General features: G+C 63.8%; 14 protein-coding genes, 1 tRNA gene and 1 pseudogene. 3 read left to right on the top strand and 13 right to left on the bottom strand.

Annotated elements, in window-relative coordinates:
• Window positions 1-9: 9 nt before the first annotated feature.
• The 13 genes from LHJ74_RS30770 to LHJ74_RS30720 form a co-directional block, all read right to left on the bottom strand.
• Entirely contained in the window at window positions 10-366 is a 357-nt protein-coding gene (locus LHJ74_RS30770) for a phage tail assembly protein (RefSeq protein WP_260221540.1), read from the bottom strand.
• 111 nt (window positions 367-477) lie between these two features.
• The gene (locus LHJ74_RS30765) at window positions 478-1032 is read right to left on the bottom strand and encodes a phage tail tube protein (protein WP_260221539.1); all 555 of its coding nucleotides are present in this window, start codon (window positions 1030-1032) and stop codon (window positions 478-480) included.
• A gap of 8 nt (window positions 1033-1040) precedes the next feature.
• Window positions 1041-1454 carry a phage tail termination protein gene (locus tag LHJ74_RS34590; RefSeq protein ID WP_446033492.1) on the bottom strand — a complete coding sequence of 138 codons (414 nt, stop codon included), beginning with the start codon at window positions 1452-1454 and terminating at the stop codon, window positions 1041-1043.
• Window positions 1451-1732: a DUF5403 family protein gene (locus tag LHJ74_RS30760; RefSeq protein WP_260221538.1), complete on the bottom strand. Its 282-nt coding sequence runs from the start codon at window positions 1730-1732 to the stop codon at window positions 1451-1453. Before LHJ74_RS30760 ends, LHJ74_RS34590 begins: the two co-directional genes overlap by 4 nt.
• 805 nt (window positions 1733-2537) lie before the next feature.
• Window positions 2538-3500, bottom strand: coding sequence for a phage major capsid protein (locus LHJ74_RS30755; RefSeq protein ID WP_260221537.1), 963 nt, complete (start codon window positions 3498-3500; stop codon window positions 2538-2540).
• Window positions 3501-3523: 23 nt separating this feature from the next.
• The gene (locus tag LHJ74_RS30750) at window positions 3524-4039 is read right to left on the bottom strand and encodes a hypothetical protein (protein WP_260221536.1); all 516 of its coding nucleotides are present in this window, start codon (window positions 4037-4039) and stop codon (window positions 3524-3526) included.
• Window positions 4040-4099: 60 nt separating this feature from the next.
• Complete coding sequence (locus LHJ74_RS34585; protein ID WP_446033493.1) at window positions 4100-4561, bottom strand: VG15 protein; 462 nt, start codon at window positions 4559-4561, stop codon at window positions 4100-4102.
• Between the two features lie 520 nt (window positions 4562-5081).
• Window positions 5082-6485 (bottom strand): phage portal protein, encoded by a 1404-nt coding sequence (locus tag LHJ74_RS30745; RefSeq protein WP_260221535.1) that lies wholly within the window; start codon window positions 6483-6485, stop codon window positions 5082-5084.
• Window positions 6486-6501: 16 nt separating this feature from the next.
• Window positions 6502-7728 (bottom strand): terminase large subunit domain-containing protein, encoded by a 1227-nt coding sequence (locus LHJ74_RS30740; RefSeq protein WP_260221534.1) that lies wholly within the window; start codon window positions 7726-7728, stop codon window positions 6502-6504.
• 382 nt (window positions 7729-8110) lie between these two features.
• Window positions 8111-8545 (bottom strand): phage terminase small subunit, encoded by a 435-nt coding sequence (locus LHJ74_RS30735; RefSeq protein ID WP_260221533.1) that lies wholly within the window; start codon window positions 8543-8545, stop codon window positions 8111-8113.
• 527 nt (window positions 8546-9072) lie between these two features.
• Window positions 9073-9390, bottom strand: coding sequence for a hypothetical protein (locus LHJ74_RS30730; RefSeq protein ID WP_260221532.1), 318 nt, complete (start codon window positions 9388-9390; stop codon window positions 9073-9075).
• Between the two features lie 1033 nt (window positions 9391-10423).
• Window positions 10424-10496, bottom strand: a tRNA-Asp gene (locus LHJ74_RS30725).
• A 542-nt stretch (window positions 10497-11038) separates the two neighbouring features.
• Window positions 11039-12601 carry a recombinase family protein gene (locus tag LHJ74_RS30720; RefSeq protein ID WP_260221531.1) on the bottom strand — a complete coding sequence of 521 codons (1563 nt, stop codon included), beginning with the start codon at window positions 12599-12601 and terminating at the stop codon, window positions 11039-11041.
• A 52-nt stretch (window positions 12602-12653) separates the two neighbouring features.
• On the opposite strand from LHJ74_RS30720, the pseudogene LHJ74_RS30715 reads away from it, so the two are divergent.
• The 3 genes and pseudogenes from LHJ74_RS30715 to whiG form a co-directional block, all read left to right on the top strand.
• Window positions 12654-13622: pseudogene (locus LHJ74_RS30715) on the top strand (ATP-binding protein); the annotation flags it as partial.
• The gene (gene dprA / locus LHJ74_RS30710; RefSeq protein ID WP_260221530.1) at window positions 13619-14761 is read left to right on the top strand and encodes a DNA-processing protein DprA; all 1143 of its coding nucleotides are present in this window, start codon (window positions 13619-13621) and stop codon (window positions 14759-14761) included. The pseudogene LHJ74_RS30715 and the gene dprA, both read left to right, overlap by 4 nt.
• Before the next feature lie 237 nt (window positions 14762-14998).
• Window positions 14999-15844, top strand: a complete 846-nt coding sequence (gene whiG / locus LHJ74_RS30705; RefSeq protein WP_260221529.1) for an RNA polymerase sigma factor WhiG — start codon at window positions 14999-15001, stop codon at window positions 15842-15844.
• Window positions 15845-15888: the final 44 nt, after the last annotated feature.

Raw genomic sequence — 15888 nt, 5'->3', positions numbered from 1 at the left:
CCTCATCCATCATTCGGATGAGGGCTCGGCTTCCCCCGTCTGCGTCCCTTCCTGCCATTCATTGACTACCTGAATGTAGATACTGACTGGCCAGTCCTTCATTTCCGCCTTCATGGCAGCGGCGTCATTTGCAATGAGCAGCAGAAGATCGCGAATCTTGGGAACCATGTCGTCGACCTTGTCAAGGTCGTTACCCTCATCGGCATCAGCGAAGCTCGAAAGGATCGCCTTTGCTGACTTAAGCCCTGCCTCATCAAGGAGGAGCACGCTTCGGAGCGTGACGCTCTTACCCGAGCGAGTCTCCAGCTCCACCCCCGCGTGCTTGGAGGCCGCCTCTTCCATCATGTCTGCGCAGGAGATTGTCATTTGGGGTCCCTAGTGTCTGTGTGGCCCCGGTATTAGTGCACCCTCTGCTACGGGGGACCTTCCATAGCAGAGGGCTGTCTGTTTTCTCGCCGGGTACTTACGTAAGTACCTCTAGGTGATGATCGATGCCCACTCACCCAGGCCGCCGCCAATATCGGGGGAGGAAAGAAGGGTTGCGGTGATCGGGTAGGTGATGAAACCTTCGGTCGACATGCCTACGGCATCGGATCCCAGAAGCGACACACGCGGGTGCCACAGCGGGAGGAAGTTCTCCCCGTCCACCACGACCAGCAGAAGGGCTTTCTCCTGTGGAATCGGAGTGGCAGGGATCCGGAAGGATCCATCCGGCTGCGTGGCACTGGCGCCAGCGCCGAAGTACATCTGGTAGGTAAGCTCCGTAGACTGGATAGACCGGAACGCAATGCTGTACGTGACAGACGGAGTAACAACCTTGAGAGACGGGTTAGACCAGGACCCCAGTTTTGTGGGGTCGTCACCCTCTCGGCCAATCTCCGGAAGTTCGTCCAGGCTCGTGTGCCCAATAGTCTCGTACCCGACACCGGGGTTAAGTGGGTCGGTGATATCGGCTGGCTTAACGGTGCCAACCGGCGCTACATAGATGTAGCCACCGGCTGCCACAAGTGCGGAGTTGTCAATCTCGGCCATGAGTCGTCCTAGGGTGTGATGGGTCTGGAGGTCAGTCGGTAGGTAGCCTGGAATCGGAAGAGATCCGGTCCGTCGTCGGGTTCCCCCGTCGACAGCTCACGCGGTCCGCTGACCTCCTCAAAGTGGGTCAGGTACCCGTCACTACCCCTGAACTGAGTTCGGCAGGCAGAGGCCAGCGTGACGCGCGCGGAGCGTGCTACGGCACTGGCTTCTCTGCGGGTGGCCGCAAGTGCCTGCACGTCCACTAGTGCACGGTCAATTCCTCGCGGGTCAGGGGAAACTCCCCCTACCCGTAGTGCGGTCACCAGAGGCAAGAGTGTGAGCCAGTCGGCAGGTACGGACACGCGGACGGCTACGCCTGGAAGGCCGGACCGGAGTGCCTCGGTCACCAGTGCATCCATGTCCGGCAGGGTAGGGATCACAACCCCGCCTCAATCGCGTGGATTCCCTCAACCCATGAGCCGTTGCGCGACTTGTGACCATAGTTGATGGCGTAAATGGCAGGGTCGGAGATAGAGACCGTTGAGTCCACAATGTTCGTGCGGACCTTCAGCGAGGCGGACACGTGACCGTCATGAATGTGGTCAGCGACCACCGCTCGTACACGCGTGGCGCGAGACTCCAGGTCATCGCGAACTGCCGCCTTGACTCCAGGCATGTGTGCAATCTTGGCGTTGAGATCGTTTCGGAGACTCGACATATCAGCTTCGCTTTCTGATGACTGCTTGGTCGTAGTGCACCCTGCCGACCCTGTACCTTCTGATGTCTCCCGCGACAACCCATACTTCCCCGCCCCACTCAATTCGGGACCATGGTCCGGCCGGTAGGTGGCGTGCGTAAATTCGGTACACGGTCTCTACTACCAGGCCCGTGCCTTCCGCTTCTCGGTCAGAAGGGAGCACGTGCGCGCGAATGGTGACCGGTTCACCGGGTACGGGGATGGTCCCGCCGTACCCGTCGTCTCCGTCCACGGTCGGATACACAACTGCCGTTTTTGATCCGTGGTCCAACAGACTCACAGCTCACCCCCGACGGAGCTAATGGGGACAGAGTGGAGGCCGCCTAGACCGGCTGTCGACTGGAGCATCTGAATTTCTGACGACGACAGGGATGTACCCATGGGTGTGCTAGCTGGAATTCGATATTGGTACCCGCCGAGCATCTCTGACGCGTACCCCTCGGGGGAGCGAACTTTCCGCTCCGCAGCGTCAAGGGTGATCTTTACGGCAATGGGCGGGGCGGTGGCAGGGTCCGGCCAAGGAAGACCGAAAAACCGAACCACAGCAGAGGCAGACTCTAGAGCCGCCTCTGCTGAATCCAGTTCCGCCCCGGCAGGGGTGTATCCAAGACGTGCGGACAATGTCGCTATATCCGCAAGGGGCGGTGCCATGGCTACTCCTTCGGGGGTGCCTTCCGGCGGGTTGCCCGCTTAGCGGGAGCGCGTTTCTTCGGCGCTGGCGTTTCCGTGCTCAGCGTGGGGGCTGAGAGGGGAGACGAAAGCGCCATCACGCCAAAGGGGCCGGGGTGTACGTGCCCTTCACGGCTCGAACGAGGGACTTGGTGAGGTCTCCCGGAGTGTTGGTGACCGATACGTCCTGAACGACATTCAGGCCGGAGAAAAGCGAGACAACCGAGCGGTCCCGCAGCTTCATCGGGTCGTAGTCGCGGATCCAGCGCATGCTGAGGCCGTTAGCGGACTGCGAAGCGGCGAATGTGGCGCCAGACGGAACAGCCGGTGCTCGCGTACACAGGACGAACGCAGAGCGTACGAAGCCGTACATTTCATTGGCGGGGAGGAGATTCGAGACGACGATGTCAAAACCGAGCAGACGCCCAACGGTGGCTTCCCGCAGTGCGGAGTCACTATCTGCCTGACTGGCATCCCGAAGGAAACCACCCTTGAGCAGCGCGGCCTCAACTCCGGAACCCATGAGAAGAGTCCGCCCGGATGCCGGAACGTTCTCACTGTTCAGGGCCGTGCGCATCTCTACGATGCCGTTATAGATCGCCTTTGCCTCTTCGTCGTCACTGGCGCCGGTGGCCGGAGCAACGGCGACCGTAGTGGCGTACGTCGCGCCAGTGATCATGCCCTGTACGCTGGCGTCAATGTACTCAGCAACGGCACGAACCTGAGGGCGGAGCACCTGTGAGCCGAAGTCCGAGATGTCAAGCGACAGCTCCTCATCGGTAAGCGCCACAGCGGAATAGATATCCGTGTCAAGAGTGACCGTGGTCGTGTCCTCAGTGATGTCGTTGAGCTGCACCGTGTCAGTGGTGCGGTCAGAGCGCCACGGGAAGGTGTTGGCCGTAGTCTTACCCGGCAGCCGGATAGTCAGAGTGTCGTCCTTGGCACCCGCGAAATCGAATCCGGGGTTTGTCCAAACCAGGCTGGACATGATCAGTTCCTGCTCAAGGATTCCAAGAGCAGTGGAGGTGATGACCTCAGGCTTGATAAACGCGTGAGCCATGGTTAGTCCTTACTTGGGAAGGGTTAGCGACGCTCGCGAGGCACGAGCTTCGCCAGTTCGCGGGGGTCAGTGGGTACTGCCTTAGTGGTGGGATCCAGACCGCCACGTTCCCTACCGGTCGGCCTTGAGCCAACGACGACGGAAAGGGCCTTAGCGTCCGCATCCCGCTCTTCGTCGGTGTCGCCGGTAATCCGGGCAGCGAGAGCATCGGGAAGGTTGTACTTGCGGGCAAGCTGTTCGCGGTGAAGGCTGGTTTCGAGCGAGGTGACCTGATCCGCTACAGCCTGGAACTCTTCGGGTGTTTTGGCAGCCTTGAGAGCATCCGCCGTCTCGCGCGCCTTGACCCGGTACCTGGCAGACTCCTTGCGGGTGGCTGCAAGCTGAGCACGGAGAGACTCAATGTCGTCGACCGGTTCCACCGGCTCTACAGGCTCTACGGGCTCTACGGGCTCTACGGGCTCTACGGGCTCTACGGGCTCTACGGGCTCTACAGGCTCTACAGGCTCTACAGGCTCTACAGGCTCTACAGGTGTCGCCATTTTGGGTGCCTCCAGGGCATGCCAAAGGGAGCCCGCCGGGGGCTCCGTGGTGTGTGGGTGTTACGCGCTAAGGCGCTGAGATTCGATGTGCTTGCGCCACGCTCTACGGGCGTTGTCTCCAGACAGCCCCTTGGTGACCTCAGCCCACTGGCGTGCGTAGTCGCGTGCCTGAGGGCTCATGAAGTCGTTCCGGTCGTAGACGGGGATCATCTGACAGTGGCATCCGTTGTGGTACTTACTCAGGTCTGCCAACGTGACCGGGGGACGCTTGTTACGGGGATTGCGCGCGTCTGCGGAACCCTTGGGCTTCTTGCGCCCGCCCAGTTCCGCGCGTGCGCGCGAGGAGTAAATGGCGCCGCGTGAGGCCAGCATTGCGCAGAAGTGGCAGGGGTTGCCGTCCGTCTGACGTGCCCAACCACGAACCAGGGTGTCTACCTGAGACGCCCGGTCGAGGATGTCACGCCCGCCCCTTTGGGCTTCTCGGTCTGCCGCTTGTGCGGCGCGAGTTCCAGCGTTACGCATCTGGTCTTCCAGATCAGCAAGGAACCCGGCGTCATCAAGGCGCCCACGCTCGGTGTCGGTGTCCGTCTGGGACATGAGATCCCGCACAGGTGCTATGCCTTGCGATGCCAGGGAGACGACCGCAGCCCTGTCGAAGTCGGCTTCCGGTTCGTCAGGCCAGTCGAAATCGTCTACCTCTATACGGTTACCGTCGTCTGACTCCGGAATGGGGGGTTCGCCGGAGTGGTGTGACCACTCGGAGCGCAGGGCCCCTAGTGTCGTGTGGGACATGTCCTGCCCCGTGGTGGGTGCCAGTGTGGCTCCGGTCTCAATGGCGCGGTGGAGCCGGTAGAAAGCCGCTCCGGCATCCCTTGATGCTGATCGCTCCGCCCGGATTGCGTCCAAAGACACAGCCAGCCATGCGCGTCCGCTCTCCTCCAGGGAAAGCGGATTGACGCGGGACCAGCGGAGTAGGACTAGTTGAGCGAGACGGAGACCTATGCGGGCCTGTGTGCGCCAGTAGGACTCAATGAGGCGGACATCAGCCATCCGTCACCTCCGGGATGGTATTGGAGGCGATTGCGTCAGCCATTCTCAGACCGGGGTCGTCAGACTCCTGCATCTGCGCCCATTGCTCAGCGTCCGTGCTGGAGACACCGGGGATGCGCGTCCACATGGCACGCGGCGGTACCTTCAGTAGCTGTACGGCTTTACCGAGGGCATCCACTGTGGACACCAGGGAGCGGGATTCGACATCTTTCCAATTGACCTGTGCGCGCGGGTCAGGTGTGCCTCCCTGGATAGAGGCAGCGATCATCATTGCCGTCTCCCAGGACTCACCAAGAGCGTTCTTGTACTCCTGTACGGCCCGTTGCAGGGCGGATTCCGCTGCTGCGAGAGCTTCAGCACCGATGTTGATGATGGAGCCAAGGAGGTAATGCGGGGGAGTCTGGGAAACCACACTCATGTGCTTGACAGCCATATCGATGGCTTCGAGGAATCCCGAGAGCGGGGTTTCGTCCAGAGTGTTGAACTTCGTATCGGCATCTGGCGCCATGAGGAGACGCGAGGCGTCCGCCCGTACGGGGATCGCAATTGGACGCCCGTTGGTGTCAACAAGGATTTCGCCGGTTTCCGGGTCACGACGGAACTCCGGCGCCATACCCGACACCGTGCGGACCTTGAAGGATCCGAACGTCTGGGCAACCAGCAGATCAAAGACTGTCTGATTGAGTCGGTCCTGTATGACAATCATCGGCTCAACTACACCGGTGACGCGTCCCTCTAGGTCGATATCAGGGGCGAAGCGGACTACGGGACACACGGGCTCCCCGTTGATCTGCACTCCGTGAGGGCGGGAACTGATGACCTCCGGCCCTTTCTTACCGCCGACCATGAGTTCATAGACCGTGGTGGAGTCGTACAACCAACCGCGTACCGCTACCCCCTCTGTTTCCTGCTGCTGCTCAAGCTGGAACGCCCATTTGGGCAGTGCATCAGCAGCGGGGTCGGTGTACGCAGCGTGCATGAGTCGGGGTGTCACGCCACGGAACACGGGGACGCTGTCTTCGCCGTCCTTGGGAAGCACCGTGACGTATGACTGTCCGTACTGAAGCGCCGCACGGTGGACGGACGCCTGCCGTGCGTCCATTCGGTTATCCTGCCAGGCTACCCACTCGGCGGGGGCTTCTTCGCTGCCGTTGGAGTCAGAGCGCGTGTACCCGTCTACAGCGAGAGTCTGAGCGGGAGTTTTGACCAGCAGCGGAAGGATGTTGGTCTTACAGCGCTGTACTAGCGTCAGATATAGGTCACTGGCGTTCTGAGGTATGTACGGGTCAGCCTGGTCCCCTCGGATGTTGTCGTCAATCGTGTCAAGGCGCGGCCGGTCCTTGGCGATACCGTCGAACCCCAGTTGTGCCAAGTCTTCGGGGGTTGGGTCAGCCATGCGTCCCCCTTTGGGGTCAGAAGAAGTACACGGCTCCAGAGCGTTCGGGAGCGCGTGTCTTGCCGGATTCGATGTACTTATGGCGTGCGAGATCAGCGAGCAGAGACGCCGCGTAGCCGTCGACCTTGTGGGAAGACTCGCGGTTCGGCTTGCCGAAACCCAGGCCGAAGCGGTTAGGTCGACGTCGGCAATTGAGGACGTGTCGGCGGAGTGTCTGCGCGAGACGGGATCCGCGTCCAAGATGGCGAATCTTGCGTTCCTCGACTGCGGAAACGAGACGTTCGTTGGCCTGTGTGAGTTCCTGCTGACCGCCTCGCATGTCCCGGCCTACGGCTGACGCCGTGGAAGCCTTGACAATGAGCTTGTCGCGGTAATCCTCCGACCATGCGTCAATATAGCTTTCCCACAGGGCGACGTCAGCGAAGAACGCTACGACGTCATATTCTGCGAGAGCATTTCTGACAACCCCGTCGACTGCGGAACGATCGATCTCCCAACCCTCGGATTCTGGCCCGTCCGGTCGCTCCCATATCGCGATGGGGTGGAAAGAGCGGTCACTGACTCGACACGCGATCAATGCCGTAGCGTCTTCCGTCCGACCACCGTCGAACCCGAGCGTAATCCGGTCCCCCGGCATGAGGGGGTCGGCGGTTGGGCATGAGTCCCAATCCTCCGGCGAGATCAGTTGGTCTTCCGCCGTCACGAGTTGGTTTAGGAACATCCGCTGCGAGCGGTTGCGTGGCATGGTGCCGCTGTAGATGGTGGATATGATCCAGTCGACGTCAAGCCAGTCAGCGTCACCACGTGCGGATATGATGCCCGCTCGGAGTGCGTCAGGGTCGGACATGTCGACCGGCGGGGACTCTACGGAGTCGTAGTACATCCCCGTGTCCCGCATCTTGCCCTCAGCGACCTTAGACCACGTGTCGTGGGTCTTCTCAGCAACACTGTCTTCGCCGGGGAGCGGAGCGTTTGTGATCTCCATGGTTCGTGCACCGCCACCACGGGACTTGCCGACGTTGCCCGCAATGGTTTCCGCCATCTCGTGACCGCCATTGGACGAGATCCAGTGGTGTGTCTCGTTCATGACGACAAACGTTGCGCGCCCGCCTTCCAAGGAGCGGGGGGAGGAAGTGACAGCCTCAATGACCCCGCCGTTCCGGGAATAGATGATCTCCTTGTTCAGGTCGATTCCGTATTCGGAGATCGACCTTTGGGAGAACAGGCCGGGGAAGAGACGCATCGTGTTTCTTGTCTGATCTCGCGATACCGCACAGACTTGTATCCACGCGGCTCCGTGCGGAATGGCTATGGGGTTACCGGTGGTGGCCCAACCGCCGAAACGGCACGGACCTACGAACTCTACGGCGCAAAGGGCAGCGAGGAAGGGATCCTTGCCCCATCCTTTGAGTCGGCGGACTGTGCCTTGTCGTCGGGTGAATGAGCCGTGTTGGTCAATCTCGTACCAGCGGAGGACGATGCGCACTTGCTCGGGGGTGAACTGCCAGGGCTGACCGGCGTTAGGTCCGTCTGGCTGAAGTAGATATCGGGACGTCCATTCAAGGACTGCCCAACCCAGGGTTCGGCTCGAAAGGGGAACGGTGTCCGGCCATGTGCGTATTGGCTCAAGCGTCTCCACCTCCGGCCGCCTTCCTGTAGCTGTCCATGAGTGTGAGAGTCGCCGCTTCGGCGGGATCCGGGCCGGTCTCGCGCTCAAGCTCTACGCGTGCGCGACGTCGGGCACCTTCGGTGGTGAGTAGGTCGGTCATGGCGGACATGACCGCTTGAAATAGCTGCGCGGAAAACCGCTTCTCGGCGGCCAGGTTGCGGCTCATGGCTTCAGCGACATACTGAGCCGTTGCCCAATCGGACGCCTCGTAGAACTGCGCCTGCCCGGAGGTGGTGAGGGCTTCGTACCAGCGGAGTGCGATGGGGTGCCAGTCGGGGTCAGCCTGGGGGATACCGGGCGACTCTCCGGCTGGCGCCTTGACGACGGCGGGACCCTCGGGGGTGTTCCGCCTCACGCGCTGGTCTGATCGTTTGGGGACCGGTCCTGACACGGGGTCACCTCCTTCGGGAGTCACTGTGAGTGGTCGGTGTAAGGGGTTGGCGACCCTGCAACCCGTACAGCTGGCGAGCCGGTATCACGCTTCGATGCGTGTGGGGTGCGCCAAGGGGGGTCCCCCCGCCCCAGGCGGTCAGGTTGGTCACGCACTGTCACGTGGTCGGCGTCGTCGTAGCGCGCCTGGCAGTGACTCAGCGTGTGACTCAGCGCATCACAGCTCACCAGGATGGCGATCGGCGGGACGAACACGGGCAGGGCGTGCGGCGTGTGCCCTACGTCTGCCCTCTGCTGCCTCTTGGGCTGTCTTGCGGTCGTGGTGCCAACGGCACAGCGAGGCGAGAGAGGACACGTCGTGGTCGTCACGGTGGGCCGCATGGTCTACGTCCGTAGCCTGGGCTGCGCACCGCGTGCCGTCCCGTGTGGTGGCTGTGCACTGGTACCCGTCCCTCTTCAGCACCAGGGTGCGCCTCTTGCTCCAGTCTGAGGGCAGGCTGTCTCGGCGTGTGCTGCGCTCCCATGCCACTAGCGGTACACCCTGGCAGTGATCGGGGCGTCAGAGGTGAACGCCAGATCAGGACCGAACACCTCCGTGGGGAAGTGGCCGTACGTGCGCTTCTCCGCTGCTTCCAGGGTCACGGTGTGGTCTTCCACGGCGTACCCCTGCACGGTCGCAGAGGTGACGAATGTGACCGCTACAGGGGCCGCTGTGGTGTTCTCCAGTTCCAGGGTGATCGTGTTGGCGTTGATCACCACATTGCCGTTGATCTCGTCCGTGAGTTCGTCCACGGGCAGGGCTCCGTCAGCGGAGGTGAGTACAGGGGTGAGACGCTGGTACGCCATGGGTGTTCCTTAGGTAGATGGCTGGTCCCCTGGAGGTACTTACGTAAGGACCCTGACCCACCGCGCGTATGCGTATTCTCGGCGCCCGCTGCTTGCGCAAGTGGGCCAGGGAGTGTATGGGGTGCGGTAGAATGCACACGTGGGAGAAGGAAGCAAGTCTTGCACCAAGTGCGGCGCGGTCAAGCCCTTGGGGGACTTTGGGGCCCGTCGTGACCGTAAGGACGGCAAGGAGTCGCGCTGTCGTGCGTGTGTAGCGGAGTACAGCAGGATCAGGTATGTGACGCTCAAGCAGCATGACCCTGACTTCGACCGGCAAAGGGCTGCCGCGCGACGAGCCAGGCAGCGAGCGGGGAAGTGCCGTGTCTGCCTGGAGGAGATCAGCGGTGGTGCGCTGTGCCGTACGTGCACTGTGGTCGTGACGCTGCTGGACCATGACGCGGCCAGAGCGGGCAGGGTGTTTGCGTATCTTCGGAAGCCGCGCCAGGGATGGAGGCTCTAGGGGTTGCGGCTTCGGGAGGCGGTGTGCTCTACTGGTGTTCCGCCCAAACGAAGGAGCCGCATCGTGACCGCCTCTGAGAGCGACACCAGCGCCGTGGACAACGCACTTAACGAGCTTAGCACCGTCTCGGCCATGATCAGGGAGCTTGAGGCTCAGCGCACCAAACTACTGTCAGACCTCTACGCGTCCGGCGTAGAGACATGGCGGATGAGTGTCGCTGGCCGAATGGAACGGTCGGACGTACGGCACGTACTGAAAACCAACCCGTTGGGTCGTCGACTCTAAGACCAGGGAGCTTGAGGCTCAGCAAAGGGACCACCTAGCGGTGAGGCTAGGTGGTCCCTTTTGGCGCCACGGCTCGAACCCGGCCCGTGCCTCTACATGCGGCCTCAGGCGTACGCCCTGAAGCCCCGTCACCGGCGCCTCACATGCAGCAAGCCAGCGGGCAGGGTGCTGGCTCAAGCACATCACCTCAGCCGGTCCCTTGATCTCCGGTGTCTGGTGAAGGCATTCAGCTACCCTGCCCGCTATGTGCGCCCCCAACCGGATTCGAACCGGTAGCCTACGCCTCGACAGGGCGTTGCTCTGGCCGTTGAGCTATGGGAGCTTGCACAGGCGTCCGCTCCGACGACTGCGTGGCAGTGCTGCTAATGGGAGCGCATCGAGAGCCCTTCACTGCCTGGGCACCGCGCCACGGTGGCAGCACCGAGACCGTGCCCTCTGCGCGTCAGACAGCAGAACGAGCGTACGTTCTCGCGTGGTGTCCGTCCGTGCAGCCGTTGCGCACCCCTGGTGACGGGTTGTCAGTCGCCAGGGGCGGTACAGAGGCCCGGACGCTCAACCGACGGAGAGTATCGGGAGCGTCCGGGCGTAGAGGGGATGGATTCGTACCGCGCGTGTGTGACCTATGGGCGGGATCCGTCAACCCTCTACATACTAGGGAGCGCAGAGGTTTCCAAGGGGCCGGATGACGCTATGACGATTCGAAGGGGGTTTTGAGGTTAGCTCTAAGGCGTATAGGTGTTATCTGATTTCCTAGTCAAATTCGTCATTCCGTCATAGACACCCTTCCTCGCTGTGGTCCCTGCCCAGACACGACGAAGCGCCCGCCCCTCGTGGTGAGGGACGGACGCTGTGGGTGCGGGGTGGCTACTTGGGCTGCCCCATGCCCCCCGCCTCTTCGGCCGTGATGATCGACTCCAGCTCAGCTAGGTGATCCTCCTCCTGGCTCGTGTATACGCCGACTCGCACCCGCTCGGGTGTCCACCGCCGACCCTCTTCGGGGGGGAGTACTTCGGCGCGCACACGCATGTCCAGTAGCATCAGCCGCTTCTCGGCGCTGTCGCTCTTCTGCCAGCGCTCCGCCACCGTAACCCCTGTCGGGCGCAGCTCCCAACGTGGTTCGTCGGCAGGCGCCGCTAGTGCTGCCTCCAGTGTTTCCTGACGAGCGATCAGTTGTGCGGTCACGGCGTCCGCTGCGGCCCCTCTCAGGCCGACCAGCGCACGTGCGAGTTCTTCCACGTCCGCACGTAGTTCGTCGATCTTGGGTACAGCGCTGCCACCGCCGACAAGAACGCGCTCCTTGTGGCCAACGTGTCCGAAGGAGTCAAGCAACCAATCCTCTACGCGCTGTTCGATCAGACGCGCGGATACGGCGACGCCAGGGCACCCCTTGTTCCGTGCGATCCCCCTATACGCCATGCACGAATAGAAAGAGCTGTCTTTCCCCTTCTGGTTGCGCGTGTTGAAGTACAACGTTCCGTCGCAGTGTGGGCACCATGCGACGTGCAGCAGCATCGTGTCTCTCTTATGCGGTTTGCGGTTGGTCTGCCCGGAAGCGTCCAGTGCGCGTTGCAGCGCATTCCATTCCTGGTCGGTCACGAGCGGTGGTCCGACCCGGACCGGCTCACCGGCTTCGTCCCGGACTACTCGGCGCGTCTCCCGCTTGCCCATTACGCGGTACCCCCGCAGGACTTCGCTGCGGAGCAGCTGGTACAGAGGTGAATAGGTCCAGATTCCGTACCCCGGTGCAGGTGGCGGAAGTTCACCGCGTTGCCCTTTCCGTAGATCGCCAGGAGACAGCACACCTTCTCGGTTAAGGCGATCTACTTCCCTTGTGAGGGACAGTCCCGCCGTTACGCGTCGGATAACTCCACGGAGCACGCCAGCGGGCACAGGGTCGACCGCCAATCGCTTACCGCCTTCCGGGTGTGGGACTAGGCGGAACCCATAGGGTGCAGCTCCTCCGCCCCACTTACCGCCCTTTTGTAGCGCCGTGCGTGACCGTAGGATCCGCTGCTGAATCGTCTCGCGTTCCAGTTGAGCGAACGCGACCATAAGGGTCACAACGAAGCGGCCATACGGCGACGTGAGGTCAGCTTGCCCGTGGACATCGGCCAACGTCGTATGCCGTTTGTCGAGCGTCTCGACCAGCGAGGCGAAGTGTCCCGTCACGCGGCTGAAGCGGTCGACACTGCGTGCGACTACCACATCAAGGCCGTGGAGTTCGGCAAGGATCTTCTTGAATCCTTCCCGCTCCTCCGGTCGGATGCTGCCGCTCACCCCTACGTCGTGCACGACCATTGCGACTTCGTAGCCGCGCAGTTCGCACCACGCGCGCCCGTCCCTCTCTTGTGTTTCGATCGAAGTTGACGAGTCGTCATCTCGTGAGATGCGGCAGTAGATCGCCGCGCGTCTCGGTGTGTCTGCCATTGACAGGCCCCCTTTGGGTGCTGGACTCCGGTTTCGTTCCATACACTACGCTCCCCCAGGTGCTGGGAAAACCATGCTCGCCGAGCGGCTCCCCGGACTCCTGCCTGCCCTGACGGCCAAGGAGTCCCTCGAAGTGACGGCCGTGCACTCGGTGGCCGGGACGCTGCCGCAGGAGCAGCCGCTCGTGACCCGGCCGCCCTACTGCGCGCCGCACCACTCGGCGACCATGGCCGCGCTCATCGGCGGCGGCACCGGTCTGCCCCGCCCGGGAGCCGTGTCCGTGGCACATCACGGAGTGCTTTTTCTGGACGAAGCAGCCGAGTGCAGCGGGAAGGTCATGGACGCGATGCGTCAGCCACTCGAATCCGGGCATGTCGTGGTGGCCCGGGCCAACGGCATGATGCGCATGCCCGCCCGCTTCCTCCTCGTGCTCGCCGCCAATCCGTGCCCCTGCGGGCGACACGGCATGAGGGGCGTGGACTGTGAATGCCGCCCGTCGTCCGTCCGGCGCTACCGTGCGCGACTGTCCGGGCCGCTGATGGACCGTATCGACCTGCGCGTGACGGTGCAGCCCCTCGCCCGTTCCGAGCTTGCCGCCCTGTACGGCAGCGCGGAATCCACGGCGACGGTGGCCGCCCGCGTGCTGGCGGCACGGGAGCGGGCCGCCGCCCGGCTGGCGGACACCCCGTGGACGACGAACAACGAGGTGCCCGGGCATGCGCTGCGCACCCGTTGGCCGCTCGCATCCGGAGCCCTCGTACAGGCGGAGGAGGACATGGACCGCGGTCTGCTCACCGCCCGCGGTCTGGACCGGGTGCTGCGGGTCGCCTGGACGGTGGCGGACCTCGCGGGGCGCGACCGCCCTGCCGCCGCCGACGTCAGGTGCGCGCTGGAAATGCGCACCGGGATCCGGCGAGGCATCCCCGAGGCGAGGAACGACCAAGGCGGAAGCGGCCATGACAGGAGCAGGTACGTGGGGAGCAGCTTCCAGCGCGACGGCCACCAGGGTGGCGCGGGGTGAGCGGCGACGCAGAGCGGGCGGCACGGGCCGCGCTCACCCGGATCGCCGAACCTGGAGACCAAATGATGGGGCGCTGGCTGGAGCGGTACGGACCGCAGGAGGTGATGCGCGCGCTCTCCGCAGGCGATCACCCACTGGACGGCGTGACCCGACAGCGATGGGACGGTCTGCGGCGGCGAGCCCGGGGCGCGCGACCGGAGGCCGACCTGGAGGGTCTGGCGCAGCTGGGCGGCCGATTCCTCTGCCCCGGAGACCACGAGTGGCCAGGCCAGCTGGACGACCTCGGGGCCGCCCGGCCGATCGGTCTGTGGGTCCGGGGCGCGCCGTCCCTCCGCTTCTGGGCTCTTCGATCCGTCGCCGTGGTGGGGGCCCGGGCCTGCACGGACTACGGCCTCCATGTCGCCGCCGGGCTCGGTGCCGGACTGGCCGACCGGGGCTGGACGGTGGTCTCCGGGGCCGCCTACGGCGTCGACGGTGCGGCCCACCGCGGAGCGCTCACGGTCGGCGGGGCGACCATCGGCGTGCTCGCCTGTGGAGTCGATGTCGCCTACCCGGCAGGTCACCGTGAGCTCATCGGTCGCCTGGCCGGACAGGGCCTCCTGATCGCCGAACTTCCACCTCGCGACCATCCCACCCGCAGCCGCTTCGTGCTGCGCAACCGGGTCATCGCCGCCCTCACCCGGGGCACCGTCGTCGTGGAGGCCGAGTTGCGCAGCGGATCCCTCTCGACGGCCCGGCGGGCGAGGGAACTGGGGCGGATGGTCATGGGCGTGCCGGGGCCGGTGACCTCGGGCATGTCCGCCGGGGTCCATCAACTCCTGCGGATGGAGGGGGAACTGGTCACCGAACCGGCCGAAGTGGTCGAACTCGTCGGCGCTGTCGGTGAGCTGGCGCCGGAGCGGCGGGGCCCCGTACTCCCGCGAGACGTGCTGCCCCCCGACACGGTGCGGGTACTGGAGGCGATGCCCGCCCACTGCGCCGTCGATGTGGGGCGGCTGGCAGACACGGCAGGCACACCGCCCGAGCAGGCGCTCGTGCGGCTCCATGAGCTGAGATCCCTGGGCTTCGTCGAACGCCGTGGCGAGCACTGGCGGCTCACTCCGGGCGTCACCGCCGGGCACAGGCACTCCATCGGGTGACGGTGCGGTCCTTGACCTGCGGCTCCTGGGTGAAAGGGTGAGTTGGTGCGCTGAACCTCCTTGCCCGTGCTCCGCCCGCCCGGTACGGGCACTGCCGCTGGGCGAAACCCCGGGGTGCGTGCAGCGGAACGTATCTGCGCATGCCGGGCCACGGGTGCATCGCACATCGCGACACTACAGTCACGCTACGCTCACGACATCTCTCCGACTCTCCACTAGAACGGCTCAAGGCGACGAATGCCCCAGCACAACTCCGGGCCCGACCGTACGGCCACTGCCGAGGCGCCCGTCGCAGTCGACGACGCGGCGTCCGGGGCTGTCCCCAGCTCGCTCGACGAGTTGTGGCGGTCGTACAAGGGCACCGGCGACGGCAGGCTGCGGGAACAACTCATCCTCCACTACTCACCACTGGTGAAGTACGTCGCCGGGCGGGTGAGCGTCGGCCTGCCGTCCAACGTGGAACAGGCGGACTTCGTCTCCTCCGGAGTCTTCGGCCTCATCGATGCCATCGAGAAGTTCGATCCCGAGCGGTCCATCAAGTTCGAGACCTACGCGATCACCCGCATCCGAGGGGCAATGATCGACGAGTTGCGGGCCATGGACTGGATTCCGCGCTCGGTACGGCAGAAGGCCCGCGCGGTGGAACGCGCCTACGCCACGCTGGAGGCATCGCTGCGGCGCAGCCCCTCCGAGGCCGAGGTCGCTGCCGAGATGGAGATCACGCTGGAGGAACTGCACGGCGTTTTCAGCCAGTTGTCCCTGGCCAACGTGGTGGCGCTGGAGGAGCTCCTGCACGGGAGCGGCGACAGCGGCGAACGGCTCAGCCTGATGGACACCCTCGAGGACACCGCAGCCGATAATCCGGTCGAGATCGCCGAGGACCGTGAGCTGAGAAGGCTCCTGGCCCGCGCGATCAACACGCTCCCCGAGCGCGAGAAGACGGTGGTCACCCTCTACTACTACGAGGGCCTGACCCTGGCCGAGATCGGTCAGGTGCTGGGAGTCACCGAAAGCCGGGTCAGTCAGATTCACACCAAATCAGTGCTGCAGCTCCGGGCCAAACTTGCCGAGGCGGGTCGCTGAATCCCTACTGCCCTCCGTAGAGTGGCCATGTGCCCAGGATCCGA

It is taken from the genome of Streptomyces gossypii (assembly GCF_025165795.1).
GTDB lineage: Bacteria > Actinomycetota > Actinomycetes > Streptomycetales > Streptomycetaceae > Streptomyces > Streptomyces gossypii.
This window is presented reverse-complemented; position numbering and strand designations above follow the sequence as displayed.

What these genes read in the sequence shown, in the direction of transcription:
- LHJ74_RS30770 (WP_260221540.1), bottom strand. Translation starts at nt 366, where the DNA reads ATGACAATCTCCTGCGCAGACATGATGGAAGAGGCGGCCTCCAAGCAC.
- LHJ74_RS30765 (WP_260221539.1), bottom strand. Translation starts at nt 1,032, where the DNA reads ATGGCCGAGATTGACAACTCCGCACTTGTGGCAGCCGGTGGCTACATC.
- LHJ74_RS30760 (WP_260221538.1), bottom strand. Translation starts at nt 1,732, where the DNA reads ATGTCGAGTCTCCGAAACGATCTCAACGCCAAGATTGCACACATGCCT.
- LHJ74_RS30755 (WP_260221537.1), bottom strand. Translation starts at nt 3,500, where the DNA reads ATGGCTCACGCGTTTATCAAGCCTGAGGTCATCACCTCCACTGCTCTT.
- LHJ74_RS30750 (WP_260221536.1), bottom strand. Translation starts at nt 4,039, where the DNA reads ATGGCGACACCTGTAGAGCCTGTAGAGCCTGTAGAGCCTGTAGAGCCT.
- LHJ74_RS34585 (WP_446033493.1), bottom strand. Translation starts at nt 4,561, where the DNA reads ATGCGTAACGCTGGAACTCGCGCCGCACAAGCGGCAGACCGAGAAGCC.
- LHJ74_RS30745 (WP_260221535.1), bottom strand. Translation starts at nt 6,485, where the DNA reads ATGGCTGACCCAACCCCCGAAGACTTGGCACAACTGGGGTTCGACGGT.
- LHJ74_RS30740 (WP_260221534.1), bottom strand. Translation starts at nt 7,728, where the DNA reads ATGCGTCTCTTCCCCGGCCTGTTCTCCCAAAGGTCGATCTCCGAATAC.
- LHJ74_RS30730 (WP_260221532.1), bottom strand. Translation starts at nt 9,390, where the DNA reads ATGGCGTACCAGCGTCTCACCCCTGTACTCACCTCCGCTGACGGAGCC.
- LHJ74_RS30720 (WP_260221531.1), bottom strand. Translation starts at nt 12,601, where the DNA reads ATGGCAGACACACCGAGACGCGCGGCGATCTACTGCCGCATCTCACGA.
- whiG (WP_260221529.1), top strand. Translation starts at nt 14,999, where the DNA reads ATGCCCCAGCACAACTCCGGGCCCGACCGTACGGCCACTGCCGAGGCG.